Origin of the sequence: Silvibacterium sp. (assembly GCF_047605705.1) — a bacterium.
Lineage (GTDB): Bacteria > Acidobacteriota > Terriglobia > Terriglobales > Acidobacteriaceae > Silvibacterium.
This window is the reverse complement of the sequence record NZ_JASGFD010000048.1, coordinates 1-26,963: the sequence shown is the minus strand read 5'-3', so window position 1 is coordinate 26,963 and position 26,963 is coordinate 1. Positions and strand designations below refer to the sequence as shown.

Here is a 26,963-nt window from a genome sequence, read left to right as displayed (position 1 = left end):
GTGCCATTCGAGATGTGGGGCAGCACGAACCGCAAGCGGATTCCTATTCGTAAACCGCCGCCGTCACCTGGAACTCCTCACCCACCCAGCTGACAAACGCATCCGCTGACTGCCGTCTTCCGAGGAAGCGCAGCACGATATCCTCGCCCGGCATCGATCCGCCCGGCTCGAGCACGGTGCGGCGATACTTCATCGCCACCGGGTCATCCAGCAGGTTGGTCCGCGCGAACTGCGCGAAGAAGTCGAGCGCGATCACCTTGTCATAGAGATAGGTGTAATAGTTCGACGAGTAGCCTACGAGATGGCCGAAGCTCGCGTACATGCGGTTTCCGTCGATCCACACATACGGCAGGAAGCGCGCGTAGAGCGAGTAGAGCAGCTGGTCGAGATCGAGCGTCTCGGGATCGAGCGCGTGCGTCTCGAGCGAGTACGTCGTGTAGAAGAGCTGCGTCCTCACCCAGTCGGCACGGCCAAAGGCTCCGGCACGGTTCATGCGCAGGACAAGCTCCGCGGGAATCGGCTCGTTCGTCTCGTAATGCAGAGCGAAGGTCGCCAGCAGGCGCGGATCGCGGAAGAACTCCTCCAGCATCTGCGACGGCACCTCAACAAAGTCGCCCTCGGTGGCGATGCCACTCAGTCCGGCCCAGCTCTGGTGCCCGCCCAGCAGCGCGTGCAGCAGGTGGCCGAACTCGTGGAAGTACGTGACCACATCCGAGTGCAGCATCAGGCCGGGGTCACCCTCCTTGCCGCCGGGGAAGTTGCAGATCAGCGCCGCCTCGGGGATCTGGCGGCCATCCGGATGGTCCACAATGCCGGGGATGAGCGGATGCGCGGAGAACCACTTGTCCTTGCCCTCGCGCGGATGCATATCGAGGTAAAAGCGGCCCACCTGCGTGTCGCGGTCGATGATGTCGTAAGTTACGACGTCGGGATGCCACACCGAGGCGTTCTCGACTTTGCGGAACTCCACCTGGAAGAGACGCGAGGCAGTCGAGAGCACGCCCTGCTCCACGCGGTCATAGGGGAAATACGGTCGCACCGACTGCGAATCGAACTCGAAGGCCGAGCGGCGATACTGTTCCAGCCAGTAGCCGCGGCTGGCGGCGTCGATCTCGGCGTCGTTGCTTTCGGCCTTCTGTTCCACGCGGGCGAATTCGGCGATCATCGCGAATTCCTTCTCGGCCCCGGCGCGGCTGGCCACGTCGAGCTCTTCGAGGAACTCGCGCATGTTCGTAGCCGAACCCATCATCTGGTCGGCGGTGGCGAGGTCGGCCCAGGTCTCGAAGCCGAGCAGACTGGCGATCTCCTTGCGGATCTTCAGCAGGTCGAGCAGCACCTCGCGGTTCTGCGGGAAGGCGCGGGTGTTGTACGCCAGATACATGCGGCGGCGCAGCTCGGAGGACTTCGCGAAGGTCATCACCGGCAGGTAGTCGGGATAGTCCGTCGTGAGGATGATCTTGCCGTCTTCGCCGGGCTGGTGCGCTGCGAGATAGTCGGCCGGCAGGCCTTCGAGTTCGGAAGCGTTCTCCACGACGACGGTGTTGACGTTCTCCTGCACGTTGCGGCCAAAGGCGAGCGCCTGTACGGTCGCCTTGTCCTGCAGCTCGCGCAGGCGGGTGCGGGTGGCCTCGTCCTTGTCCACGCCGGCCAGGCGGTACTGGAGCAGCGTGCGCTTGAGGTAATGCTGCGTCGCCGGGTCGGCGCTTTCGGGATCGACTTCGTTCAGCGCCTGGTAGACAGCCTGGTTCAGGCCGAGTTCGACGCCCGCCTGAGAGATAACCTGCGCCAGCGCCTGGGCCCGGTCGCGGATCTCCTTCTGCGGATGCACGCTGTCGAGCAGGCCGGTCTGCGTGGCAGTGGCGGAAAGCTCGGCCACAGCGTCATCGTAGGGACGCAGAGTATTTTCGACGGTCCGTGGACCCTTTTCAGCCAGCAGCCGCTCGATGGCGGCGCGGTGCCGGGCAAGTTTGGCCTGTACCCAGGCGTCCAGCGCTTCCGGTGAGGCCGACCCGTCGGGACGGGTCTCGAGGTTCCACGGGTGGGGGGAGAGAATCGTATCGGTCACGTCGTTATCCGTTCCTTGTGCCTGTTCCTGAATCCATTGCCAATCCGTCGTCCGGATTCGTTCCTTGCTTCTTTCGATGATTCGGTTCGTTCGATGATTCGTGCCTGCCTGGCCAAAAGGCTACCGTAGCATGATGTCGTTGCGTGGACAGCCTGCGGCGGTCTCCGCGCCAATCGCGCACTTCCGTGGTATCGGGCGAAAAGTATTTGCATGCAGATGGTTGCATCCGCAGAGCACACCCGTTAAGATGCCGCAATTGCAACCATGAAAGCGCCAAATAAAGTGACGTCGAAAGCAGCAAAGAAGGCCGTATCCACTGCAAAAGCCGTTGCCCCGGCAAAGAAGTCCGCGCCGGCGAAGAAGGCTGCTGCTCCTGCGAAGGCCCCGGCCCGGAATGGCGCTGCCGCGACGAAGGTTGCTGCAAAGCCTGTGACGGCGGCGAAGACGGCAGCCGCGGCGAAACCGGTTCCCCAGGCGAAACCGGCTCCCTCGGCAAAACCCGTTGCCGCGGTGAAGTCCGCGCCCGCGCCCAAGCCAACACCGAAGCCCGCACCTGTGGCCGCGCCCGCCCCGGCATCGGTTCCGGCGCCCGAGCGCACGCCGATGTCTCCGGCGATCCTGCGTTCGCGCATCGGCCGCCTCTGCGTCGCGATCATCGGAGCGACGCCGGAGGAGTTGCTGGCGAAGGCCGAAGAAGCGGCGCGCGAGAACCATTTCCTCGAATTCCGGCTGGATTACCTGCCGAAGCCTCAGCTGGCGATCCCCCTGTTGCAGACTTTTCTCTATGAGCGCAGCGACGTGACAGCGATCGCGACCTGTCGCCGCGAAGCGGGCGGGGGCAAGTTCAAGGGCAGCACGGCGGCCCAGCTCGAAATCCTGGAAAAGGCCTCCGACGCGGGCGCCCACATCGTCGACCTCGAGATCGAGACGGCCGAGGCGATCAAGCCGGCACAGATTGAAAAGCTGCGCAGCCATGGCGCGCTGCTGCTGGTCAGCTACCACGACTTCCACGCGACCAAGGACCTGGATAAGGCCTTCGAGCGCATCCGGCCCTTCGAGCCGGAGTTCATCAAGATCGTCTCCACGGCGAAGCACCTTGCGGACAATGTGGCCATGATGCGCTTCCTCGAGCGTGTGCGGGACCTCGCCAGCGTGGTGGGTATCTGCATGGGCGACCAGGGGCTGATCAGCCGCGTCCTCGGCTTGCGCGCAGGCTCGGTTTTCACCTTTGCCGCGGCGACCGTCGGCGAAGAGACCGGTCCGGGACAGATCGCAGCGCGGACCCTCGAGGATGTCTACCGGGTAGACCAGATCGATGCCGCGACCAAGGTGTACGGCGTGGTCGGCAACCCGATCCGGCACTCGCTCTCGCCGCTGATGCAGAACACGGCCTTCCGCCGCGAGACGGTGAACGCAGTCTTCCTGCCGCTGCAGACGACCAAGCTCGCCGACCTGCTGACGCTGGTGCGCGAGGTGCCGATCAGCGGCCTGGCGGTCACCATGCCGCTTAAGGAAGAAATCCTCCCGCACCTCGAGAAGACCGATCCGCTCTCCGAAAAAATCGGCGCCTGTAATACGGTCGTCCGCTCGCAGGATGGCAAGCTCTACGGCTTCAATACGGATGTGGCCGCGGTCGTGCGGCCGCTCGAACGGCGTCTGCCTCTGAAGGGTGCGAAGGTGCTGGTGCTCGGCGCCGGCGGCGCGGCGCGTGCCGCGGTCTTCGGCCTCAAGGACAAGGGCGCGGACGTCTACATCCTGAACCGCACGCCCGAAACTGCGCAGAAGCTGGCGCGGCAGGCCAAGGCCAAGACCTTCAAGCGCGAACTGCTGGCCAAGACGCCCTTCGACGTCATCATCAATGCGACGCCCTCGGGCATGCACGGCGTAAAGCCCGCCAGCCCCCTCGAACCCGGGGAGCTGAACGCAAGGGTTGTCTTCGATCTGGTCTACAACCCGATCGAGACACCGCTGATCAGGATGGCGCGCGAAAAGGGCATCCCGGTCATCACCGGCGTCGAGATGTTCGTACACCAGGGTGCGCGGCAGTTCGAGATCTGGACCGGCAAGCCCGCTCCCGAGGAAGAGATGCTGCGCGTGGTGGTGCATGCGCTGCGGCAGCTCGCCGAAGCATCCAAAGCCGCAGAGGCCCCGGCGAAGAAGTAAGCGAAGCTTGTCGCCGGGCAGGCTCTATAGTGATGACAGGAGCCGCTTCCCCTGATGATTGATGAGCTTATGTCGAAGCTGGGACGCAGCCGAAGCGCGTCGCGAAGCCCCAAGGACTCTGCTGTCGACCGGCTGATCGAGCTGGCGGACGAACCCAAAGCCGGAGCCCAGGTCGGAGCCCAGACCGGGGCCCAGACCGGGGCCAGGGCCGGTGCGAAGTCCGCGAGCTACGCCGCCGAGGAGTCCTTCGATCTCCACGCGGACCCTCAGCTGGGCTCACACCTGGCCATCGAAGAAGCGCCCGAGGCGCAGGATCCCCATGCGCTGTCGAAGGCGCTGCATCAGCTGAAGGCCATCGTGCCGTTCCTGACGCGGCTGGCCCCCCTGCTCGACGCCCGTTTCCTGCCGCTGTTGGAGATGCTGGGCCTCGGCCACGGCCAGCAGAACCAGGCCGCGAACCGCGAGCTGCGCGACGGCGTGACCGGCATTCAGGCCGGACAGAAAGACCTCCGGGTGGCGCTACACAGCCAGGCGCTCGAAATCCAACGGCTGGAAGACCAGGTATCGCGCCTGCGGGATGCCGCCGAGAAGACCAACCTCGAGCACTCGGAACTGGTCGAGGATGTGAAGTCCCTCAGCAGCGTGGTGCGGACAATAGGCGCGGCGCTGGCGGTGCTGCTGGTGATCCTCATCCTGATGGTCGGCCTCCTGCTGGCCCGGGACCATTCCTAGACAGGGCGCACTCTTCAGGGCTCAAATAGAGCATCCACCTCGACGGTGGCCCATTCAAGCCCGCAGTTGGCTTGAGTGGGGAAGCATAAATTCCAAAGCAGATCTGTCATTCCGACCGAAGCGCAGCGAAGTGGAGGAACCTGCAGTTCTCTTCTGCCAGCGAGGATAAGGGTGCCCCGTCCAAGCTCCGCTTGGGCGGGAGAGCACGAACTCCTTCTGTGCCCTCTACAGCGCCCCGAAAGCAGATCTGTCATTCCGACCGAAGCGCAGCGAAGTGGAGGAACCTGCAGTTCTCTTCTGCCAGCGAGGATAAGGGTGCCCCGTCCAAGCTCCGCTTGGGCGGGAGAGCACGAACTCCTTCTGTGCCCTCTACAGCGCCCCGAAAGCAGATCTGTCATTCCGACCGAAGCGCAGCGAAGTGGAGGAACCTGCGGTTCTCTTCTGCCAGCGAGGATAAGGGTGCCCCGTCCAGGCTTCGCTTGGCGGGAGGAGAAGACGGCTGACAGTTTTCAGATTGAGCGAGGAACCGCAGGTTCCTCCACTCCGCTCCGCCCTTCGGGCTGTGCTCCGGTCGGAATGACAGTTTGTGTTTGTAAGGGATAAGAACCTGGGTGCCCCGTCCAGGCTCCGCTTGGGCGGAAGAGCACGAACTCCCTCTCTGTGGTGAACGCTTTTGGGGTCTTCTCAACGCGTGAGGCCCATCCCGATCAAGGCACGAGCCCAAAAATTCATCCCACCGGGCAATCCAGCGCAAATGTTCCATTTCCGGACATGAAAGCGCTATCCCTCATTTGGGGTAGAGATCCCAGACAGATGTTGTTTTTCTCGGTCTTTTGAAGCTGGAAGGGAAATTATTTTCGCTTTATCGAAACGAAAATACTGTGAGATTGCTCACGTTCATGGCGTAACGCAAGGTTTTCATTGCCAGTTGTGGACGGGCGGGGCTAGCATACGTCCAGCTTGGGGCAATTCCGTAAGAAATCCCTCGCTGATGTGGAACCACCCATGCAGGAAATCCCCGAACGCGCACGCCCAACCCCTCACAGGGACCGCAATGGAGTCATTCTCTATGGCATGGTACGCCTACTGTATCACCGAGAAACAAGCCTTCCCTGAACTCCTCCGTCACCGTAAACCCATTCCTCTGGAATCGGTTGCGGGTATCCAGGGGAATCAGGTTTTTCTTTACCCAGCCAGTGATCTTGCAGTGATCGTGAGCGAATATTCTCCGCAAGAGAGCTTTAACCAGAAATCGGCAGTCGACCACGCCCGCGTGATAGCCGATTGCTTCAAAGTTTCCACCGTATTGCCGTTTCGATTCGGTACGGTCTTCTCCGACGATGATTCCCTGCGGCGTTCGATTCGTTCGAATCAGCGCCAGTTCGTAACGAACATCGAGCGGCTGCGCGGCAAGGCGGAGATGCATCTCAAGGTGACCCTGGACGATTGCTGCCGGGAGAACATTCACCGCTATGTGGCGAGCGCGGTGCCCAGCACGGGCCGCGAGTACCTCAGCAACCTGCGGGAGACTGCGACGCTGCAGCGTGAGCGCCAGACCAAAGCCCGGGCGATTTCGGTGCAGATGCACCGCATGTTCGCACCCCTGGCGGAGGAAGTCACCTGCAAGAGAACCGATTCGGGCAAGATGCTTCTGGATATCGCGCACCTGATCGATCACAAGTGCATCGAACGCTACCAGAACAAGTACAGCAGTGCGAGCCAGGCTATGAAGGACTGCCAGATGCAGCTCTCGGGACCTTGGCCGCCGTACCACTTCGTGCATCGGCTGACGCGCAACGCGCATTCCCATGCACATCCGGCCAGCGCCTGAATTCTTTGGAAGACGAGAAAAGCCCCGGTGGACCCACGAACCACCGGGGCTTTCCATCAGGAGGAAAAATCGGGTCGAATCTCAGCAAGAGTCCCCCGAACTCCTCACACACAGAGACGAGGGATAGTCCTCCAAAAGACGCAGGGATTCTGAAATTCTCTGCGCGAAAGTAAGGTGAGCCGGCTGGCTGACCGAGCGAGGTAGGAGGAAAGACCGTGCCGGCTTCGCGCGACATTCTGATCCAGGTCGAGGACGTCTCCGCCGCTGCCTCGTTTTATGTCCGAACACTCGGGCTCACCGAGTTCCTCCGCACCCCGCTGCTGATCGGCCTCGAAGCCGGAGCGCTGCGTCTCTACCTCGAACAGGGACCGCCCCTCGGACCGGTGCTCGAATTCTTCGTCCCGGATCTGGAAGCTGCAAAAGCCGACGTGCGTGCAGCAGGCGGAGACATCCTTGACGAAAACCCCGCAATTCCACGCTGCTACGTGCGCGATGCCTTCGGCCTCGTCTACAACCTCGCGGAGCGAAAGCTGGCGGAGCCCGCGCCGGCAGAAGAGATCGAAGCCGAAGGGGTATGACGCGGAGTTGCGCGCTTTCGCATCTGTGGCAAATGGAACATGGGTGCCCCGTCCAGGCTCGGCTTGGGCGGGAGGATATAACCCCGGATCAGCGAACCGAAGGTTCCTCCCGGGTTCTTTTCCTCTACAAACACAACCTGTCATTCCAACCGGAGCACAGCCCGTAGGGCGGAGCGGAGTGGAGGAACCTGCAGTTCCTCGCTCAATCTGAAAAAACTGTCAGCTGTTTTCTCCTCCCACCCAAGCGGAGCTTGGATGGGGCACCCTCATCCTCGCTTAAGAGAAGAGAACTGCAGCTTCCTCCACTCCGCGAGACGAAAGACGTCTCGCTTCGGTCGGAATCACAAATCTGCTTTGGAGTTTGTGCTTCCCACTCAAGCCAAAAGCGGGCTTGAATGGGCCACCGTCGAGATGGATGCACTATCTGAGCCCTGAGCCCTGACAAAAGGCACCCCGAAGCATCTCGCGACCAGCGGAAGCGGGCGCCAAAGGCGAATCGCCCTGCGCGAAGCAGCTAGGAGACGTTTTTGGCGGGTAAATCTTTTTTGCCGCGGGTGAGGACAAACTCATTCTCGCGCGAGCGGCTGCTGGTCGAGGCCTTCTCGATCCTGCGCCAGAAGGCGACGAAGTAGTCCACTGCCGAGAGGATCGAGACGGCGGTCATGAAATAGATGCCCACGACGGCGATCAGGTCGACCGGCATGATGAACCAGCCGAAGTGCCACTCGTGCCAGCCGTGATCGAGCACCGCGGCCACCACCGAGACAATCTGGATGACAGTCTTGAGCTTGCCGAGATCGCTGGCGGAGATGGTGAAGCCTTCGCTCGAGGCGATCGACCGCAGGCCCGTGACCAGGAACTCGCGGCCGATGACGACCACGGCGATCCACGGCTTGACCACGTGCGGGTTGTACTGGACCAGCGCGATGTAGGCGGAGGCGATCAGCAGCTTGTCGGCCAGCGGATCGAGCAGCATCCCCATGGTGGTGATCTGCCCGCGCCGTCGCGCCAGGTAGCCGTCCACGCCGTCCGAGATCGAAATCAGGATGAAGACGAGCGAGGTGATGATCTCGGCGCTTCCATACCAGCCCGCTCCATGGAAATGAGGAGAGAGCATCCAGATCAGCAGCGGCACCGAGATGATGCGGCTCATCGTAATGGAATTAGGGAGATTCACTGCTCGGCTCGCTCAGGGGACCCGGTGGCGCAAAATGCGATGGGTCTAAGGGCAATTATGCACCAACGGTGCGCAGACAGGCTTGATGGCATGCAAACAAGCGGTGCGGGATTGAGTGGAATTGCGGTGTGTGCCGCAAAAGGGAAAGCGCCGGCAGCCTGTTTCGCTGCCGGCGCTTCCGTGGAAACCTCAGAACTGATAACGCAGGCTGAACTGCATTTCGCGGTCTGAGGAGTAGGTCTGGCCCTTGGTGGTGACTTCGCCGAAGGTGCCGCTGCCGGGCGTTTCGTTCGGTGTATCCCAGTTGGGATGGTTGGTGAAGTTGAAGGCCTCGGCCCGGAAGGTCAGTGCCTGGTTCTCGTGGCCGGGGATGACGTGGAAAGGCTTCTGCAGGGCGATGTTCCAGCTCTGGAAGCCAGGTCCGTAGATCTGGTTGCGAGTACCGCGCGGTGAGAAGGTGCCTTCGGCCGGAGCGGCAAAGTTCGAGGGATCGAACCAGTCGCCGGTGCCGAACTTCTTCCGGACGACCGGCTTCCGGGTGAGTACCCAGAGCTGGTTGCCGGCACCGGGACCGACGCCGGCATAGTCATCGCCGTTGTCGATCGAGGTGAGCGGCACGCCGCTCTGCAGCTGGGTCACGCCCGAGAGCTGCCAGTCGCTGAGGCCGTTGCGCAGGAACCAGTTCGAGGAGTGATCGGTGTACGGCATGTTCCAGACGTAGTCGACGACCACGGTGTTGCGGTTATCGAAGTCGGCCGGGCCGTAGTTCATGTTGCGGTCGCGGAAGTTCGGCAGCTCATACCCGCGGCTGGAACCGAAGTCCATCAGCTTGGCCCAGGTGTAGACCACGCCAAAGAGCACGTTCTTGCTGAGGCGGCGCTTCAGGTTGGCCTGCAGCGCGTTGTAGGAGGAGCTGCCGCGGTCGGAGGTCTCGACGATGGAGCCGAAGCCCTGGTAGGGGCGCAGCGCATCGGGAGCCGTCACATCGGGGTTCGCCTGGATGGTTCCAGGCTCGAGCTCGTTGATGTTCGCGAGCTGCTGCAGGTGGATACCCTTGCGGCCCACGTAAGAGAGCGTGAAGGTCGCGAACTTCGGGATCTCCTGTTCGACGGTCGCGCTCCAGGCCCACGCTTCCGGCGCCGGCAGGTTATAAGCCTGCGAAGAGAGCTGGAGCGGGTACTGGGCAGCAGTGGTGCCGCCGGGATCGTCGACGTTGCCGTTGGTGACCGACTCGGCCGCCTGGAAGGGCTCGTTGCCGCCGAGCTGGACATCGTCATTCACGCCGAGGCGCTGCACGAAGCGGCCGCCGCCCGCACGGAAGACCGTCATGGGCGTGAGTTGCATGGTGACACCGAGGCGCGGCTGGATGTAGGACCAGACCGTGGGCGAGTAGGTCTTGCTGAGCCCATGGAAGAGATCGTTGTACTGGCCGTTGAGGATGGCAGCAGGGACGTGTCCCTGGGCCTTGCTGGGGAAGCCGCTGCCGGGGATCACGACGCCGTCAAAGATGTTGCCGCCGGTCTCCGTGCCCGTCGTCGGATCGACGGTGGGCGCATCGCCGGGAACATAGTAGTTGGGGTTGAACATCGACTGGTTGCCCCACAGCGCATAGTAGTTCTGGAAGATGCTGTAGCGGGCGCCGTATTCGATGACCGTCTTCGGCGTGGCGCGCCAGGTGTCCTGCGCGAAGAACTCTGCCGAGTTGGTGCGGAAGAGCGTGTAAGACTTCTGGCCGATTTCGCCGTAGCTGTCGAAGAGGCCGAGCGCGGCATTGGCTACGCCCGCACCGGTCGTGGGCTGGCTGTTGTGCAGAGCGGTAAAGATGAACTGGCCGTTCTGGTTGTTGGTCGCGCCGGGCGTCGAGTTGCTGACGTCGATCTGGTCGAAGTCGTTTTCACCCGAATACTGGTACACGCCGCCGAAGTTGAGCGTGTGGCTGCCGATGATCTTGGTGAAGTTGTCCGCAAACGCGATCACCGGACCGCCGGAGTGCGAGGGATACGGACCGCCGTCGAGCGTGGTGAAGTCCTGCGGCTCGATGGTGGGGATCTTGTTCGGGATCAGCTTCTCGTCGGCAGGGAACAGGTAGGGGAAATCGATGCCGTACTGGGTGCGGTTGTAGAGGCCGCTGGACTCGTCGATCGTGATGGTGACGTGATCGGCCGACGCCGAGGCGGTGAAGTCGTTGACCGTGGTGGGATTGATCGTCCACGTGTAGTGCAGGACGCCGACTTCATCGGGCCAATTCCATACCTGCGGGGTGCGGTTGAAATTTCCCGAGAAGGGCGAGTCCTGGTAGAAGGTGTAGTGCAGGAACGAGAAGCGCAGCTGCTGGCCCGCGGCCGGGAGATAGTCGAGGGTGACCGTGTCCTTGCGCTGGTTCTGCGGATAGGGCGCGGAGTCTTCCCAGTTGAAGCTGGCGCCGTTCACGTTCGGTGCGGGATAGGCATTCAACAGCGCCAGGCCGTTGGCGCTGAGGCCGCTGGTGATGACGTTATTCGGATAGGCCACGCCGGTGCTCGGGTTCACGAGCTGTACCGGGCTCATAAAGATGTTGGTGGAGAGCAGTTCGCTGAAGTTGCCCTCACGCATGAGGGTGGTCGGCACCACGCCTGTCTGCGTAGGCGACTGGCGATAGCGCAGGTACTCCTGCCCGACGAGGAAGAAGAGCTTGTTGCGCAGGCCTTCGGCGACCCCGGGGATGGCGACCGGGCCGTTCACATTCCATCCGAACTGGTTGAAGCGGAAAGGTGTGGGGTGGTCGGCGATATCCGGGTTCGACGACTGCTTGTTGATCCAGGTGTTGGCGTCGAAGAAGGAGTTGCGCAGATATTCGAAGACCGCGCCGTGGAAGTCCTTAGTCCCGGTGCGCGGAACCTGCACGAGCACGCCGCCCGAGGTGCCGCCGTACTGCGCCGGGTAGGTGGTGGAGAGGATCTGCATCTGGGCGATGCTGTCGACGTCGGCAACGCCGGTAGTGGTGCCGTTGCCGCGGGTGCGGATCATCGGCGCACCGTCGAGAGTCACGGCGATTTCATCGTTACGCGCGCCGCTGATCTGCGGGCCTCCGAAGTCCGGCGCGAAGTTGAAGGACGAGAGCGGCGCGTTGCGCGTGACGCCGGGCTCGAGCTGGGAGAGGTAAATAGGATTGCGGCCGTTGAGCTGGATCGACTTCACCTGCTCGCTGGTGACCACCTGTCCCACGACCGCGGATTCGGTCTGGAGCGCATTCGCATTCGCCTCGACCGTGACGCTGGTGCTCACGTTGCCGACGGTCAGGCTGAAGTTCACCTGCCGGCCGATGTTGGCGTCGACGATGACGTTGCTCTGCGTAATGCCCTGGAAGCCTTTCGCCGATGCGGCGACGGTATAGGTTCCGGGCTGGATGTTGGTGACGGTGTAGTCGCCGCGCTGATCCGTGGTGGCCGTGAACTTCTGGCCGGTGGAGGTGTTCTGGATCGTGACCGAAGCGCTGGGAACCACGGCGCCCGAGGTATCAGCCACGGTGCCGGAGATCGAGGAGCTGGTGTTCTGCGCGTGAGCCGTGGGGATCGCGCCGCAGAAGATGGCCATCACGATGACGATGGGTAACAGGAAGAGCGCTGGAGCAAATCCGGCGCTGCGGCGCTGCGGCCGCGGTGCTGGTCTTGCCTGGATGGGGGTATGCATCACATGTGCCTCCGCAAGGGGTGTGCGTGCGTGAATGTGAACCTGGAATTGTGTCTTCCCCGGCGGTCTGAAACCGGGGTCTTTGGGGTGCGCAGGTGGTATCGTTTCCACAAGCGTGCGAATTATTCTCGTTAGCGCTTTCGGCTGTCAATAGGTCATATGCCTGAGTGACGGGTGAGGTTCACGGCCTCGAAATAAGGTCAGAAGACACGAAGAGCGGGCGACCGTATCGACGATCGCCCGCTGCACTGGAAACAACACTGTCATCCCGACCGAAGCGAGACGTCTTTCGTCTCGCGAAGTGGAGGAGCCTGCGGTTCTCTTCTCATAAGCGAGGATGAGGGTGCCCCATCCAGGCTCCGCTTGGGCGGGAGAGTGCGAAGCCCTCCGTGCGCTCTGTGTCCTCTGTGGGGAATCGGGTTTGTCTGCCGCCACTCAAGCCAGAACCTGGCTGGAAAGGGCCACCGTCTGGCTTGATAGGCACCCGAAACTTCGCGCAACTTTGCGTGCTTTGCGTCTTTGCGCTGAAAAGGGGAGCGGCACAGTAGCACGAATCCCTCCGTGCTCTCTGTGTCCGCTATGGTGAACGGGTTTGTTACCGCCGCATGATGCGAACCCACCTCTCAGAATCGAGAGGTGGGGCACCCGGGTTTTATACCCCTACACCTTATTCTTTAGACCCTCGCACGAGAGCCGTTAGGCGTAAATCCCGCGCTGCTTGATGTTGAAGGCCACGCGGTCGATCGCCAGCATGTAGGCGGCGATGCGGTTGTTCACATCGTGTGCCTCGGAGTAGCGGACAACGTCGTCGAAGCTCTCGGCGATGATGCTTTCGAGCCTCTGGTTGACCTCGGCTTCCTTCCAGAAGTAGCCCTGCCGGTCCTGGACCCACTCGAAGTAGGAGGCGGTCACGCCGCCTGCGTTCGCGAGGATGTCCGGGATGACGAAGATGCGCTTGTCGGCGAGAATCTCGTCGGCAACCGCGGTGGTGGGGCCGTTCGCGCCCTCGCAGATAATGCGGGCGCGGATCTGGTCGGCGTTGCGGCTGGTGATGACGTTCTCCGTCGCCGCCGGGATCAGGATGTCGCAGTCGGCGATCAGCAGATCGTTCGAGTCATAGGCCTCGGCGCCCTTGAAGCCGAGCACCGAGCCGTTGCGCTGGCGGTAATCGCTGAGCGCGCAGACGTCGATGCCGTTGGGGTTGTAGAGACCGCCGTCATATTCGGCGATGCCGATGATCTTGTATCCCTTGTCGGACATCAGGCGGGCGGCATTCGAACCGACGTTGCCGAAGCCCTGGATAATGACGCGGCAGCCGTCGCGGGCGATGTTCAGGTGCTTGAGTGCCTCGTCGCAGACAATGCTGATGCCGCGTCCGGTGGCCTCGCGGCGGCCGCGCGAGCCGCCGATAGTCAGGGGCTTGCCGGTCACCACGCTGGTGACGGTCTGGCGCATGTGCATGGAATAGGTGTCCATGATCCAGGCCATCGTCTGCTCATTGGTGCCCATGTCGGGCGCGGGTACGTCCTTCTCCGGTCCGATGAACTCGATGATCTCGCAGGTGTAGCGGCGCGTCACCCGTTCGAGCTCGCCCTGGGACATCTTGCGCGGATCGCAGATCACGCCGCCCTTGGCGCCGCCGAAGGGGATGTTGACCACGGCGCACTTCCAGGTCATCCAGCTGGCCAGCGCGCGCACTTCGTCCAGTGAGACGTCCGGCGCAAAGCGGATGCCGCCCTTGCCCGGTCCGCGGGCCTGCGAATGGAGGACGCGGAAGCCGGTGAACATCTCGATGCGGCCGTCATCCATGGCGACCGGGAAGTGAACGATGATTTCCCGCGAGGGATAGCGAAGGACGCGCCAGAGACCTTCATCGAGGTTGAGCTTGCGCGCTGCGAAGTCAAATCGAGCAGCCTGTGCTTCCCAGGGATTGATTTCCTGCTCGAGCGAGATGGTTGCCATAACGATTGCTACTCCTTAGCTCCGGGTAAGGGAGCGGCTCCGGTTAAAGAGCCTTGCCCGGCCCTGCCGGCAGATCGTGCTGGCCGGATGTCAGGACCGATGGTGCGCCGCCGCCGTTGCAGGCCGGTGAGCACCCGGTAAAAAGCCGTTCGCCGGTAAAACCCTGCTTCCAGCCTAACGGCCCATGCCTGACCCCCTCCAGAAAAAACGCGGATTCGGCCAAACTCACCGAGTATAGGCCCCAAAATCGGCCAGCGGCAAGGCTTTGGCCAGCCCGGAAGGGGTAGCTGAGATGGTGCCAAAGTCGTATAAAGCGAGGGAATAGAGGATAGCCGGGTGCCCCACCCATGGCAAGCGGTTGGTCATGGGTGGGTCTCACACCAGTCTTAGAGAGGGAAAACCATCCACCGCAGAGGACACGGAGGGGTTCACGCCGCAGAGAACATTCCCTTTTCAGCGCAAAGAAGGGAAGACCGCCAAGTTCGCAATGACCCCTGCGCAGTGTTATGCCGACCGACGCGAACACGCGAGCGACGTGTAGGAATCTGTGGCTCCTTCCACGCTCGCAATCGAGCCGCGAGACGTCGGCCAGTTACACTGGCGCAAATGATCCTGAAGCTGGCTCTGGAAGGTTGGTGCATGGAGCTCAATTCGGAAAACATCCGAAAAATCGAGGAGGCCATCGCCGCTTGTGATCGTGAGCTACGAGCGATGCCCGGCCCAACAGATGAATCAAGTGGCAAGTTTTGCCACATTATGCTGGTCCTCGTTGATGCGGCGAAGAAGAACTACCGAAAGCTTCGAGAGGCGCTAGAAGTAGACGATCAAATTGAGATGGCCTGGGCTTGCCGAAATCTCTTGGAGATCGCGATCTTTTCTAGGTACGTCCTGATATCGCCGGATAATGCCGATGCGTTCGCCGATGATCGCTTGATTGACGGGCTTGAGATCGGCATCGCGCTCAAGAAGCTAGAACAAGATGCAAGGACAGCGAGACTATCCTCTCCTGGCGGAAAACAAGCGGAATTTCCGAATAGTGACGAGCCATTCGATGCGGACCAGGTCATCACAGATTTCACAAATCAATTAGATATCGCGGGAGTAACTAGACGAAAGCCTTTATCCATGGCCGACCTAGCGAAAACCGTTGGACTAGGTGATGAATACAAAGCAGTGAATAAAATCTCCTCAAAGCTAGTCCATCCTACTGCGTGGTCGCTGTTTACCGCCGAAGTGGGATCAAAGCGCTTTCCCGGTGCGACTGAAATCATCTTTATGTGTGGAGCGCTCTACACCTTGATGGTTTATAGCGATTTCTTATCCCACATCAGGCAGCAAGGACTGCATCACTGAGTAAGGCCCGCCCGCGCTTCAGGCGGGCATCCGCGATTGGGGTAGTGTCTCCCGCCCAAGCGGAGCTTGGACGGGGCACCTCATCTTTGCTAAATGTGGGAGCCCGCGGGTCCCTCGACTCGCGCCGCTTCGGAGGACAGTGTTTTGGGGGTATATGTTCTCCCATATCTCGAGCGGAACGAGATATAGGCACCCGGGTTGGTGCCTTTCTATCCTTGCTCTCCTGTTTGGGGCTTTGTGAGACCCACCCATGACCAACCGCTTGTCATGGATGGGGCACCCGAAAATCTCAGATCGCGACCAGAGGGAGCGCCACGCGAAGCGAAACGCCTGAACGGCCAGTCCTCGCCCTGCGCGCAGCAGTCCGGTTTACCATGGCGATAGCCATGCCTGACGTGATCGCCCTGCCCGCCCGCGCCGAATTTCTTCGTCTTGCCAAAACGCATACCCTGGTGCCGCTCTATCGCACGCTCACCGCGGATCTGGAGACGCCGGTCTCGGCCTTTCTGCGCCTGGCTGCCGATGAGCCCGAGTGCTTCATCCTCGAGTCGGTCGAGGGCGGTGAGAACGTAGGCCGTTACACCTTTATCGGCATCCGTCCGTATCGCAAGCTGGTCTCGCGTGGCAGCAAGGTCGAGATCACCGAGAAGGGCCGCACCCGCAAGGTCGAGGGCGACATCTTCTCGCTGTGGAAGCAGGAGCTCGAAGGCCACACGCCCGCGAAGTTGCCCGGGCTGCCGCCATTCACGGCCGGTGCAGTCGGCTTCTTCTCCTATGACGTGGTGCGGCAGATCGAAGAGCTGCCCGAAAAAGCGAAGGACGATCTCGGCATGCCCGACGCCTCGCTGATGTTCTTCGACGAGGTGCTGGCCTTCGATCACGTGCGCCGCGAAATCCTGCTGATCGTGACGGCGGATGTGCGTAAGCAGAAGCCGCAGGCTGCCTATGAAGACGCGCTGAAGCGGCTGAACCGCCTTGCGAAGCGGCTCGCGCAGCCGCTGCCGAAGCTCTCGACCAAGAAGCCCTCGGGCAAGCTGAAGATCGAAAATAAGACCTCGAAGAAGAGCTTCCTCAAGGCCGTTGACAAGGCCAAGGAGTACATCGCCGCCGGTGACGTCTTCCAGGTGGTGCTCTCGCAGCGCTTTGACGTGCAACCCGGCGTCGATCCCTTCCAGATCTATCGCTCGCTGCGCATCGTGAACCCCTCGCCCTACCTCTATTTCCTGCGTTTCGGCGTGGATAAGGCTGCGGACACGCACATCGTAGGTTCGTCTCCGGAGCTGCTGGTGCGGGTGCAGGGCGATCGCGTGGATTATCGTCCCATCGCCGGCACGCGCCCGCGCGGAGTTTCGCCCGAAGAAGATGTGCGCATCGAAGGCGAGCTGCTGGCCGACGAGAAGGAGCGCTCGGAGCACGTGATGCTCGTCGACCTTGGCCGCAACGATGTAGGCCGGGTGAGCGAGTTCGGCTCGGTCAAGGTCAGCGACATCATGCATGTCGAGCGCTACTCGCACGTCATGCACCTGGTCAGCAACATCGAAGGCAAACTGCGCCAGGGTATGAACGCGGTCGACGCCTTCCGCGCCTGCTTCCCGGCGGGCACGCTGAGCGGCGCACCCAAGATCCGCGCGATGGAAATTATCGAGGAGCTCGAGCCTACGCGGCGCGGCATCTATGGCGGCAGCGTGCTCTATGCGGACTTCTCCGGAAACCTGACCTCGTGCATCGCCATCCGCACGCTGCTCATGCGCGGCAAGCAGGGACACATCCAGGCCGGAGCCGGCATCGTCGCCGACTCGGTGCCGGAGAAGGAATACGAGGAGTGCACGAACAAGGCCCGCGCCGTGGTGCGCGCCATCGAGCGCGCCCGGGACTAGCCGCCCGGGCAATCGCCTTCGGCCTCCTCTCCCGCTGGTCGCGGGACAGGGTTCAGGCGAGGGTGCAAGAACACGATCTGTCATTCCGACCGAGGCGGCCGCAGGCCGCGAAGCGGAGGAACCTGCATTTCTCCTTCTTCAAGCGAGGATAAGGGTGCCCCGTCCAGGCTCCGCTTGGGCGGGAGGTACGAACCTTTGACGGGTGCCCCACATCCCGTTTCTTTCGAGAGGTGGGTTCGCAGGATGCAGGCGGTGGCCCATTCAAGCCCGAAGCTGGCTTGCGTGGGAAAGCAAGGATCGCAACGCTCGCTCTGAAAATCCACCAAACTTCGCCGCTACTTCGCCGCTACTTCGCCGCGATCTGCTGCATGCCGTTCGGTTGAAGACTGCAGGCCTGGGCGCTTGTCTGGGTCAGCGTGGGCGTCCAACTCGTGCCGTCTGTATAGGTCACGCTGCTGAGCGTCGCGCCCAGAATGCTGACGGGGTGGAGGTCGCCGGGCAGGAACAAATGTTCCAGCTGTTCGAGCTTGTCGTCGGCGATCTTCACCCCCTGAATCGTGACCGGCACATCGAGCGGGTAAGACTGCATGTCATACACGCTGCGCTTGACCCGCAGCCGGAAGACCAATTGCGCCGAGGCGATGGACTTGCCGCTGCGGTTGCGCAGTCCGAGATCGAGCACTGGCCGTGGGCTATGGTTTGGGGAGCCCGGCGCCACCAGCATGGCATAAGGCGCGAAATTGGCGCTGGTGAGCTCAACCGGGCAGCTGGCCTTATCGGCCTGCTGCTGGGCCATCTGCTGGAGCGTGGCCTCTGTCTTCCTGCGCAGGCTTGCGGCCGCGTCCTGGGTCGGCTGCGAAGGCGTGCCGGTGTTGGTGGTCTGCGTGGTGACAGTTGTCTGCGCGGCGGCGATGCCGCTACTCATACTCGCGCTGAGAAGAAGAGCGACGACGGAAAGCTTCATGGCACAACCCTCCGGAGCTTGCTTCCTGCTGACCTGCTTCCTGCTCATTGGACGGCTCGATTCCACGAAGAGCACTGCTCTTCGCAGGCCGAGGAACGTCTCCGGCCGCAAGCTTACCATTCTTTTCCTCACACAGATTTGTGTGGCTCGCAGGGAACAACGTCTGCAGGGATGTGTGCGTCGGGCGACAAACGCCTGACCGGGCATAGGAAGCTCTGGACATGCCCTGCGGCTGGATGTACCGTGGACGGCCAGTCAGGAGGGAAGAGATGAATGCGGATCGATTGCTTCGCGTTGCCTTAATCGTCGTCGGGCTCATTTTCATCTTTGGCATCTACGGGCTGGGGATCGTCTGGCCCTCCGGATGGACCTGGGGACATGGCCATTCTCACTACCTGTGGATGATCATCGGCGTTTATGCCACGCTGGGCGTCTTCCTGCTGCTGGCCTCGCGCAACCCGCAGGCTCACCGCAGCCTTATCTGGTTCACGGTGTGGTCGAGTGTCGTGCATGGGGCGATCATGGCCGCGCAATCGGCTTCCGACACGATGGAGACCGGCCATCTCATCGGGGATGTGCCTGCGTTGTTCTTCGTCGCGATCCTGCTGGGCGTGCTCATGTGGCGAACGGAGAGAGCCGCGTGAATCGCGCTCCGGCGAAGCGTACACTAAAAGCAGGCCAATGATCTTCGTTCTCGATAACTACGACTCCTTTACGTACAACCTGGTGCAGTACATGGGCGAGCTTGGCGCGGAGATGACGATCCGCCGCAACGATGAGCTCACGGTGGACGAAGTAGACGCGCTGGCTCCGGAGCGCATCCTGCTCTCCCCTGGCCCCTGCACGCCACAGGAAGCGGGCATCAGCATCGATCTCATCCAGCACTTCGCGGGCAAGGTGCCAATTCTCGGCGTGTGCCTCGGCCATCAGGCCATCGGCGCGGCCTTCGGCGGCGACGTGGTGCGGGCGCCCAAGCTGATGCACGGCAAGACGAGCGAGGTGGAGCACGATGGGAAGACCGTCTTCTCCGGCATTGCCACGCCGATGACCTGCACCCGCTATCACTCGCTGATCGTGGCGGAGAAGAACCTGCCTGAGGAGCTGGAAATCTCGGCGCGCACGGCGGACGGCACCATCATGGGCCTGCGCCACAGGCACCACAAGATCGAGGGCGTACAGTTCCATCCGGAAAGCGTGCTGACCAGCGACGGCAAGAAGCTGATCCAGAACTTCCTCGAGATGTAAGGTTTCATACCGCAATAGAAAAAGGGCAGCCGATGAGGCTGCCCTTTTGTTCTTAGAAGTTGTCATTCCGACCGAAGTGTAGCGAAGTGGAGGAACCTGCGGTTTCCCCCATGGGCGAGGATTCAGGCGGGAAGGCGCGACCTTGGAAAGCCGAACCTACCCCCTATGCCCCTACTTCGACTTCTTCGCGTCCTCTTCGATCGCCTTCCATTCCTCGGCCGAGAGCTTCACATCCACCGAGGCAATGTTCTCCTCGAGGTGCTTGACCGACGAGGTGCCGGGGATGGGCAGCATGACGGGCGAGTGATGGAGCAGCCACGCCAGCGAGAGCTGCGCGACAGTCGCGTTGTGCTTCTTCGCCGCCGAGTCGAGCGGTCCGCCCGGCCGTGCCAGCTGACCGGCTGCTACCGGGAACCACGGAATGAAGCCGAGCTTGTGCTTCGTGGCGTATTCGACGACCTTCTCGTGTCTGCGGTCGCCGAGGTTGTACTGGTTCTGCACCGAGACGATGGGCAGCACCTTCTGCGCCTGCTCGATCTCCTTCTCGTTCACTTCGGAGAGGCCGACGTGGCGGATCTTGCCCTGCTTCTGCAGCTCCTTGATGACGCCGAGCGACTCCTCGACCGGCACCTTGGGATCGATGCGGTGCAGCTGCCACAGGTCAATGCGCTCGACCTTGAGGCGGCGCAGGCTCAGCTCGACACACTGCTGGAGATATTCGGGCCTGCCCACGGGCAGCCACTTGTTCGGACCCTGGCGGGTGAGGCCGCCCTTGGTGGCGATGACCAGGTCCTTCGGATAAGGGTAGAGCGCCTCGGCGATCAGGCGCTCGCTGACGTCGGGGCCGTAGGCATCGGCGGTGTCGATAAAGTTGACACCGAGTTCGACGACGCGGCGCAGGACCTGCTTCGCGGTTTCAGGGTCTTTCGGTTCGCCCCAGATGCCTTCGCCGGTAATGCGCATGGCTCCGTAGCCGAGACGGTGGATGGTGAGGTCTCCGCCGAGTGAGAACGTTCCGCTCGCGGCTGCATGCAGTTCTTTGGTGGCCATGCCGGGTTAGATGCCTGTCGAGGGGAAAGGCGTCAGGAAACGGAGGCTCAGGATGCAGCGTTGCGGGCGGCCTCGCGGCCCTGGCGGATCATATCGGGAAGACCGACGCCGTGGTAGGCGTTGCCGACGAGCTGCAGGCCCGGGAACCGCGCCGTGAGGGCGGCAAGTTCTTCCATCCGTGCAGGATGGCCGATGGCATACTGCGGCAGCGAGCGCGGCGCACGGCGGACGAGGGTGAGCGCAGGCGCGGGTAGCGGACCCAGAACATCCGAAAGCTGCTTCAGTGCGAGAGCCGCGAGTGCCTCGTCCGTTTCGCCGTGGAGACCGATACCGGCCTGGCCGCCAAAAAAGGCGCGGAGCAGGACGGCGCCCTCGGGCACGCGGCCGAGATATTTCTGGTCGACGAACGTGCAGGCCATTAGATCGGTAGGGCCTGGATCGGCGGTAAGATAGCCGAAACCTTCGGGAATCTGGAGGTTGTGCGTGTCCTCAGGAGCGAAGGCGAGGGCTACGATGATCGCCCAGGTGGTCTCCATCTCCAGAAGCCGGTCGAAGTTTCCGTCGATGGGAGCGAGCAGCCGGCGGGTGACGTGGGCGGGTGTGGCAATCACGATGTGGTCGTAGACTTCGGAGCCGGTCTCGGTGCTCACTCGCCACTGCGAGCCTTCGCGGGCCAGAGCAGTGACCGGCGTCTCCAGGCGGAGATTCGCAGCCGGGATGGCTGCCTGCATGCGGTCGACAAGCGTCTGCAGGCCGCTGGTCAGCGTGGTGAAGACGGATTGCGGCTTCTCGCCAGACGACTTGCGGGCTTGCAGCGCGACGATCAGGCTGCCGTGCTCGCGCTCCATTTTGACGAAGGCGGGCATCACGGCGCGGACGCTGAGCGTCTCCACGTCGCCGCCGAAGATGCCCGCAAGCAACGGCCCGGCGAGGGTGCGGGTGACCTCTTCGCCGAAGTGGCGGCGGACGAAGCTGGCGACGGACTCGTCCTGGTCTTCCGGGAGCGATTCCGCCTTGAGCTGCTCCGAGGATTCGGCCTCGCGGCGATAGGCGGCGCGGGCCTCGTCGGAAAAGAGCGGCGAGGATTCGATTGGCTCCCACTGCGTAGGCACCATCATGCGCATGCCGTCGGGGATGGGCAGCAGCTGCCCGTCGCGCAGCAGGTAGGTGCGGCGCGCGGCATCGTTCGAGGGCAGGATTTCGTGCTCGAGGCCCAGCTCGACCGCAAGCTCGCGCGCCCAGGGCTTCTCCGTCACCCACGCATCGGGGCCGCATTCGATGACCCAATGGCCTTCGGCGGTCTCCATGCGCGCCGTTTCGACGATGCCGCCCAGGCGCGACGATGCCTCGTAGAGGGTGAATTCGGCCTTCCCATCGCAGGCAAGCTGGTAGGCGGCGGCGGTGCCGCTCATGCCTCCGCCGATGACCGCGATACGCTTCATGGGGTCTGGTCCTAGCTGCAAACTCACGCTCGTATTCCCTTCACTCATCCATAAAAGAATTGTCATTCCGACCGAAGCGAGACGAAAAACATCTCGCTCGGTGGGAATGACAGTGCCCTAGCTCACGTGGACGGATTCCAGAGCCACAAGGGCGCGCCGGGCCACATCGGCGAGCGCCGCGGTGAGCGTCGGAGAGGCATTCAGCGATTCAGGGCGGCGGAGCGTCATGCCCAGCTTTGCTGCGTGCTCCTTGAAGGCGATGTCGATGTCGTAAAGGATCTCGACGTGATCGCAGAGGAAGCCGATGGGGTCGATGACAATCTCGCGGACACCCTGCTGGTGAAGCGTATCGAGCGTGTCTTCGACGGTAGGTCCGATCCACGGGCCGCCGGACATGCCCTGGCTCTGGAAGGCGAAAAACCACTGGCCGTCTTCGAGCCCCGCCCGCTGCGCGACGAGGGTAGCGGTGTGTTTGGCCTCGATGGCATAGGGATCGGGCGACTGCGTTCCGGCCTGAGTTCCAGTCTCCGATGCAGCAGGCGTCAGTACGGTCCTGCATGGGACCGAGTGCGCCGTGAAAAGTACGGGAATGCGATGTCCCGTTTCCGCCTCGAAGGGGGTGAGCACGGCAAGAAGGCGCTCGGCAAAGGCCTGCGCCAGCAGCGGATGATCCGCCCAGCCGTCAATGAATTCGATGGTGAGACCTTCGGCTGCAGCATAGAGCACCTTACGGTAGAGCCCGACGCTGGTGCGGGAGTTCTGCGGAGCGAGGCAGATGGCGGCGATATGCGTCACGCCGTCGGCCTTCATCTCGGCGACCACGTCGGCGATGTAGGGCTTCCAGTTGCGCATGCCCACATAGACCGGCGTCTGGATGGCGTCGGCCAGCAGGCGGCCCTGCTCCATGGTGATGCCGGTGAGCGGGCTGGGCGGAATGAGCGAATAGCGGTGGCGAATCTCCTCGATCACATGGTCGGGCATGGGGCGCCCGCCGGTGATGTTCGAGAGGTACGCCGGAATCTCGTCGAGCGAGTCCGGCGTGCCGTGCGCGAGCAGGAGGACTGCGGTCTTCTCAGCCATGCTTTTCCCCTCCCTTTGCGGCCTTTTCTGACGCGTATTCGCGGACGAAGCGGACGACGTGCTGCACATTTTCGACCGGCGTGTTGGGCACGATGCCGTGGCCGAGATTGAAGATGTGGCCCGGGCGTCCGGCGGCCTGGTCGAGGATGCCGCGGACGCGGCTGCGAATCAGCTCCGGCTCGGCGAAGAGTGTGATGGGGTCGAGGTTGCCCTGCACGGCGACAGCGTAATCGAGGCCATGCCATGCCTGCGCGAGCGGGGTGCGCCAGTCGAGGCCGAGGACGTCCGCGCCGGTCTCGCGCATGGCGGGCAGCAGGCTGGCCGTATCGACGCCGAAGTAGATGACGGGCACGCCGAGCGCCTGGATCTGGCGGATGAGCGTGGTGGTCGCGGGGAGCACGAAGTCGCGGTAGTCCTCGACCGAGAGCGCACCGGCCCAGCTGTCGAAGACCTGGATGACGTCGGCCCCGGCCTCGACCTGCTGCTGCGCGTATTGCACGAGCACGGTATTGAGCTTGTCGAGCAGGCGGCGCCAGGCGTCGGGGTGGCGGTACATCAGCGTCTTGGTGTGGATGTAGTTGCGCGAGCTGCCGCCCTCGATCATGTAGCTGGCGAGCGTGAAGGGCGCGCCGCAAAAGCCGATGATGCCGAGGCGATCCTTGAAGTGCGCGACGACCTTTTCGATGGCCTTGGCCACGTAGTCGAGCTCGGAGGCGCGGTCGGTGCGCAGGCGGTCGATGTCCTCCTCGGTGCGGACAGGGTGGTGCACCACCGGGCCCTCGCCGGCCAGGAACTCGAAGGGCAGCCCCATGCATTCGAAGGGCAGCAGCAGGTCGGCGAAGATGATGGCCGCGTCCACGTCGAGCTTCTCAGCCGCGGTGATGGTGACCTCGGCGGCCAGTTGCGGCTGCTTGCAGATTTCGAGCAGAGAATGATGGCGGCGCACAGCCTGGTACTCGGCCATGTAGCGGCCCGCCTGGCGCAGGAACCAGACCGGCGTGCGGTCCACGGGCTGGCGGAGGCAGGCGCGGACAAAGCGCGTGCCTCCGGTGATAAGGCTGGTTTCGTCAGGAGCGTGCGAAGCGGGCTTTTCCGTGCGATGTGTCATGCGAATGAGGTAACAGAATAGGGTACCGCGTCCGATTCTTCCGTGTCGGCGGACACGGGCGTTGTGCCCTAGACGTGACCGCCGGGGATCTTTGCCGTGGAATGGAAATGGGTGCCCCATCCAAGCTCCGCTTGGGTGGGAGGGCAGGAATCCTTCTGTAGAACGAAAAACCGCAGGTTCCTCCACTGCGCTTCGCTCCGGTCGGAATAACAACATAGAGAAGGTATTGCGGACTTGGCGTTCCTGGCGTCTTTGCGCTGAAAAAGGGATGCGTGCGGAAGCACGAACTCCTCTGTGCTCTCTGTGTCCTCTGTGGTGAATGGTTTCTTGTTCACTGGGGGCGGAGATCCGCGGAGACCCACCCATGACTGACTGCCGTCATGGATGGGGCTTCCCGGTTGTTCTTACTCCGCGGCCTTCGACGCGTCCTTCGCGGGCATGGGCGTGTTCTTGTTGAGGACCCACTTGTCATACCACGCGAAGTAGCGCTGGTAGCGGTCCTTGATGAAGCTGGGTTTGGTGAAGCCGTGGAACTGGCCGGGATAAATGACCAGCTCGGTCGGCACTTCGAGCGTGCGCAGGGCCTGGTACATCTGCTCGCCGCCGTTGAGGGGCACGTTCATGTCCTTGTCGCCGCCCATGTAAAGCGTGGGCGTCTTGATCCTGTCGGCGTGATAGAGCGGATACGCGAGCTTGATGTAGGTCTCCTGCGCCTTCCACGGCGGCAGCAGCTCGGTGTTGTATTGGTGCACATATTCATCAATGCCGTAGAGCCCGATGGGATTGCCCATGCCCGCGCCGCTGATGGCCGCCTTGAAGCGCGTGGTGGAGGCGATGGTGTAGTCGGTGAGGATGCCGCCGTAGCTCCAGCCGCCTACGCCGAGGTGGTCAGGATCGGCATAGCCTTCCTTCACCGCTTCATCGACCGAGGCGAGCAGGTCGGCGACCTCATGATTGCCCCAATCGGCGAAGATCGACTGCTGCCACGCCTTGCCGCGCCCCGAGCTGCCGCGATAGTTCACATTGAGCACGGCATAGCCGCGCGCAGCGAAAAGCTGGCGCTCGATCGTGAAGGCGTGCGCATCCTGGCCGTTGGGTCCGCCGTGAATACGTAACAGCATCGGATACTTTTTGCCTGCAACCGCATCGGGCGGCAGCGTGAGCAGGGAGTGCGGTGTTGCGCCGTCCTTTTCCTTCGCTTCGAGATCGAGGGTCTTGCCGAGCTTCAATTCCGACAGCAGGGCATCGTTCTCATGCGTGAGCTGGTGCAGCTGGCCATTGTCGAAAGCAAACAGTTCGCCGGGCGCGGTATCGATGGTGCGGAGGACAACGGTCTTGCCCGCGGCCTCGTTGAGCGCGGTGACCACGCCATCGCCATCAAGAAGGCGCTTGACCGAGCCGCTGGCGATGTCGATTTCTGCCGGGTATTCATTGCGGTCATCCTCGACGAGCACGGTGATGCTTTTGCCATCGGCGGAGAAGACCGGGTTGCGGACGCCGCGATCGAGCTTCGGCGCGACGAGGCGCTGACCGGTGCCATCCGCATTCACGATGGCGAGGTTCTGCTGGTCGTACTCCTCGAACTTCGGCTCTGAGCCCTGCGTGTAGGCGATCCACTTGCTGTCCGGGCTCCAGGCGAGGCGGCCGCCGTCGGGGCCGTCGAAGGTGGTCAGCTTTTTCGGCGCGGAGTTGGGCTTCGTATCGACGACGAAGATATCGGTGTTGGTGGTACGGTCGGGGTCAGCGTCATGATTGCTGACAAAGGCGATCTTCGTGCCGTCGGGCGACCACTTCGGATCGTTCTCATCGTGATTGATGTCGTTGGTCAGCTTCTCGAGCTTGTGGGTATCGACATCCCAGAGATAGAGCAACTCGTGCTTGTTGTCGCTGAGATAGCCCTCGACGTCCTGCTTGAAGTGGTAGCGGTCGATGACGACAGGCTTGGGCTTCTCGTCCTTCTTGTCCTTATCGCCGGCCTTCGGGTCTTTCTTGTCATCGTCATCGGCGGTGATGGCGAGCAGCAGCTTCTTGCCGTCGGGCGACCAGGCATAGCCGCCGAGGTGACCCTTCACGTCGGTAAGCTGGCGGGCTTCGCCGCCGCGGCGGTCGAGGATCCAGACCTGCGTGCCCTTGGCCTTGCCAGGGCGATCGGTCTCAAAGGTGATGAACTTGCCGTCCGGACTCCAGCGCGGCTGACTGGGCGAGTTGTCGACGCTGTAGGTCAGCTGCAGGGTCTCGCTCCCATCGAAGCGGGTGATGTAGAGATCGGTCAGCCGCTTGTCCTTCTCTTCATCGGTGTGGGCCACGGTGTAGAGCACCCACTGGCCATCGGGCGAGAGCTCGGGATTGGCGACATCGTGAAAGCGGAAGAGGTCGTCGAGCGTGACAGGATGCGGCGCGGGCGGCTGGGCAGGCGTTTGGGCAAAAGTGGAGAGCGCAAGCGTGGCAGTCCCAAGCAGGGTGAGAAGGCGTGCAGTGCGTGGCATGCAGCCGAGTCTACTACCACTCCGCGTGGGGCGAATCGCTTCGCGTGGCGCTCCCGTTGGTCGCGGACTGCGGCTCTACGAACCCACCTCTCAGAATCGAGAGGTGGGGCATCCGGATCCTCGCTTATCCCTCTTTGCGTAACTTTGCGGACTTTGCATTTTTGCGCTGAAGGGATGGGTA

At 62.5% G+C, this 26,963-nt stretch carries 19 protein-coding genes; 8 read left to right on the top strand and 11 right to left on the bottom strand.

The genetic code is table 11. From position 1 onward, the window contains the following. Positions 1–43 precede the first annotated feature (43 nt). Together QM649_RS15840 and QM649_RS15835 are read right to left on the bottom strand one after the other, a co-directional pair. The gene (locus QM649_RS15840; protein ID WP_415200032.1) at positions 44–2,065 is read right to left on the bottom strand and encodes a M3 family metallopeptidase; all 2,022 of its coding nucleotides are present in this window, start codon (positions 2,063–2,065) and stop codon (positions 44–46) included. A 242-nt stretch (positions 2,066–2,307) separates the two neighbouring features. After that, complete coding sequence (locus QM649_RS15835) at positions 2,308–2,697, bottom strand: hypothetical protein (RefSeq protein WP_415200031.1); 390 nt, start codon at positions 2,695–2,697, stop codon at positions 2,308–2,310. Here QM649_RS15835 and aroE point away from each other — a divergent pair. The 4 genes from aroE to QM649_RS15815 all read left to right on the top strand — a co-directional run bounded on the left by aroE (position 2,669) and on the right by QM649_RS15815 (position 7,369). Then, on the top strand, positions 2,669–4,228 hold the full coding sequence (gene aroE / locus QM649_RS15830; RefSeq protein ID WP_415200030.1) for a shikimate dehydrogenase: 1,560 nt from the start codon (positions 2,669–2,671) through the stop codon (positions 4,226–4,228). The genes QM649_RS15835 and aroE overlap by 29 nt on opposite strands. A gap of 54 nt (positions 4,229–4,282) precedes the next feature. Then, complete coding sequence (locus tag QM649_RS15825) at positions 4,283–4,960, top strand: hypothetical protein (protein WP_415200029.1); 678 nt, start codon at positions 4,283–4,285, stop codon at positions 4,958–4,960. A gap of 1,069 nt (positions 4,961–6,029) precedes the next feature. After that, positions 6,030–6,791 (top strand): GvpL/GvpF family gas vesicle protein, encoded by a 762-nt coding sequence (locus QM649_RS15820; protein WP_415200028.1) that lies wholly within the window; start codon positions 6,030–6,032, stop codon positions 6,789–6,791. Positions 6,792–7,006: 215 nt separating this feature from the next. Beyond that, complete coding sequence (locus tag QM649_RS15815; RefSeq protein WP_415200027.1) at positions 7,007–7,369, top strand: VOC family protein; 363 nt, start codon at positions 7,007–7,009, stop codon at positions 7,367–7,369. Between the two features lie 514 nt (positions 7,370–7,883). On the opposite strand, the gene pgsA is transcribed toward QM649_RS15815, so the two are convergent. The 3 genes from pgsA to QM649_RS15800 all read right to left on the bottom strand — a co-directional run bounded on the left by pgsA (position 7,884) and on the right by QM649_RS15800 (position 14,177). After that, complete coding sequence (pgsA, locus tag QM649_RS15810; RefSeq protein ID WP_415200026.1) at positions 7,884–8,546, bottom strand: CDP-diacylglycerol--glycerol-3-phosphate 3-phosphatidyltransferase; 663 nt, start codon at positions 8,544–8,546, stop codon at positions 7,884–7,886. Between the two features lie 189 nt (positions 8,547–8,735). Beyond that, positions 8,736–12,215, bottom strand: a complete 3,480-nt coding sequence (locus QM649_RS15805) for a carboxypeptidase regulatory-like domain-containing protein (protein ID WP_415200025.1) — start codon at positions 12,213–12,215, stop codon at positions 8,736–8,738. A gap of 696 nt (positions 12,216–12,911) precedes the next feature. Further along, positions 12,912–14,177, bottom strand: coding sequence for a Glu/Leu/Phe/Val family dehydrogenase (locus tag QM649_RS15800; RefSeq protein ID WP_415200024.1), 1,266 nt, complete (start codon positions 14,175–14,177; stop codon positions 12,912–12,914). A 606-nt stretch (positions 14,178–14,783) separates the two neighbouring features. Between QM649_RS15800 and QM649_RS15795 the strand changes: the two genes are divergently transcribed. Next, the gene (locus QM649_RS15795) at positions 14,784–15,530 is read left to right on the top strand and encodes a DUF5677 domain-containing protein (protein ID WP_415200023.1); all 747 of its coding nucleotides are present in this window, start codon (positions 14,784–14,786) and stop codon (positions 15,528–15,530) included. Positions 15,531–15,904: 374 nt separating this feature from the next. Then, positions 15,905–17,407 (top strand): anthranilate synthase component I, encoded by a 1,503-nt coding sequence (trpE, locus tag QM649_RS15790; protein ID WP_415200022.1) that lies wholly within the window; start codon positions 15,905–15,907, stop codon positions 17,405–17,407. A 346-nt stretch (positions 17,408–17,753) separates the two neighbouring features. Here the strand turns inward: trpE and QM649_RS15785 are convergent, their stop codons facing one another. Then, the gene (locus QM649_RS15785; RefSeq protein WP_415200021.1) at positions 17,754–18,371 is read right to left on the bottom strand and encodes a hypothetical protein; all 618 of its coding nucleotides are present in this window, start codon (positions 18,369–18,371) and stop codon (positions 17,754–17,756) included. A 269-nt stretch (positions 18,372–18,640) separates the two neighbouring features. Between QM649_RS15785 and QM649_RS15780 the strand changes: the two genes are divergently transcribed. Next, positions 18,641–19,015 carry a DUF6632 domain-containing protein gene (locus tag QM649_RS15780; protein WP_415200020.1) on the top strand — a complete coding sequence of 125 codons (375 nt, stop codon included), beginning with the start codon at positions 18,641–18,643 and terminating at the stop codon, positions 19,013–19,015. Between the two features lie 37 nt (positions 19,016–19,052). Further along, positions 19,053–19,616, top strand: coding sequence for an anthranilate synthase component II (locus QM649_RS15775; protein ID WP_415200019.1), 564 nt, complete (start codon positions 19,053–19,055; stop codon positions 19,614–19,616). Between the two features lie 171 nt (positions 19,617–19,787). Here QM649_RS15775 and QM649_RS15770 read toward each other — a convergent pair whose 3' ends face one another. The 5 genes from QM649_RS15770 to QM649_RS15750 all read right to left on the bottom strand — a co-directional run bounded on the left by QM649_RS15770 (position 19,788) and on the right by QM649_RS15750 (position 26,782). Continuing rightward, on the bottom strand, positions 19,788–20,666 hold the full coding sequence (locus QM649_RS15770; RefSeq protein ID WP_415200018.1) for an aldo/keto reductase: 879 nt from the start codon (positions 20,664–20,666) through the stop codon (positions 19,788–19,790). A 47-nt stretch (positions 20,667–20,713) separates the two neighbouring features. Then, a complete protein-coding gene (gene hemG, locus QM649_RS15765; RefSeq protein WP_415200017.1) occupies positions 20,714–22,108 on the bottom strand; it encodes a protoporphyrinogen oxidase in 1,395 nt (464 codons plus the stop codon). 117 nt (positions 22,109–22,225) lie between these two features. After that, positions 22,226–23,188 carry a ferrochelatase gene (gene hemH / locus QM649_RS15760; protein WP_415200016.1) on the bottom strand — a complete coding sequence of 321 codons (963 nt, stop codon included), beginning with the start codon at positions 23,186–23,188 and terminating at the stop codon, positions 22,226–22,228. Next, entirely contained in the window at positions 23,181–24,296 is a 1,116-nt protein-coding gene (hemE, locus tag QM649_RS15755) for a uroporphyrinogen decarboxylase (protein ID WP_415200015.1), read from the bottom strand. The genes hemH and hemE overlap by 8 nt, the downstream gene beginning before the upstream one ends. 404 nt (positions 24,297–24,700) lie before the next feature. Beyond that, positions 24,701–26,782: a prolyl oligopeptidase family serine peptidase gene (locus tag QM649_RS15750; RefSeq protein ID WP_415200014.1), complete on the bottom strand. Its 2,082-nt coding sequence runs from the start codon at positions 26,780–26,782 to the stop codon at positions 24,701–24,703. Positions 26,783–26,963: the final 181 nt, after the last annotated feature.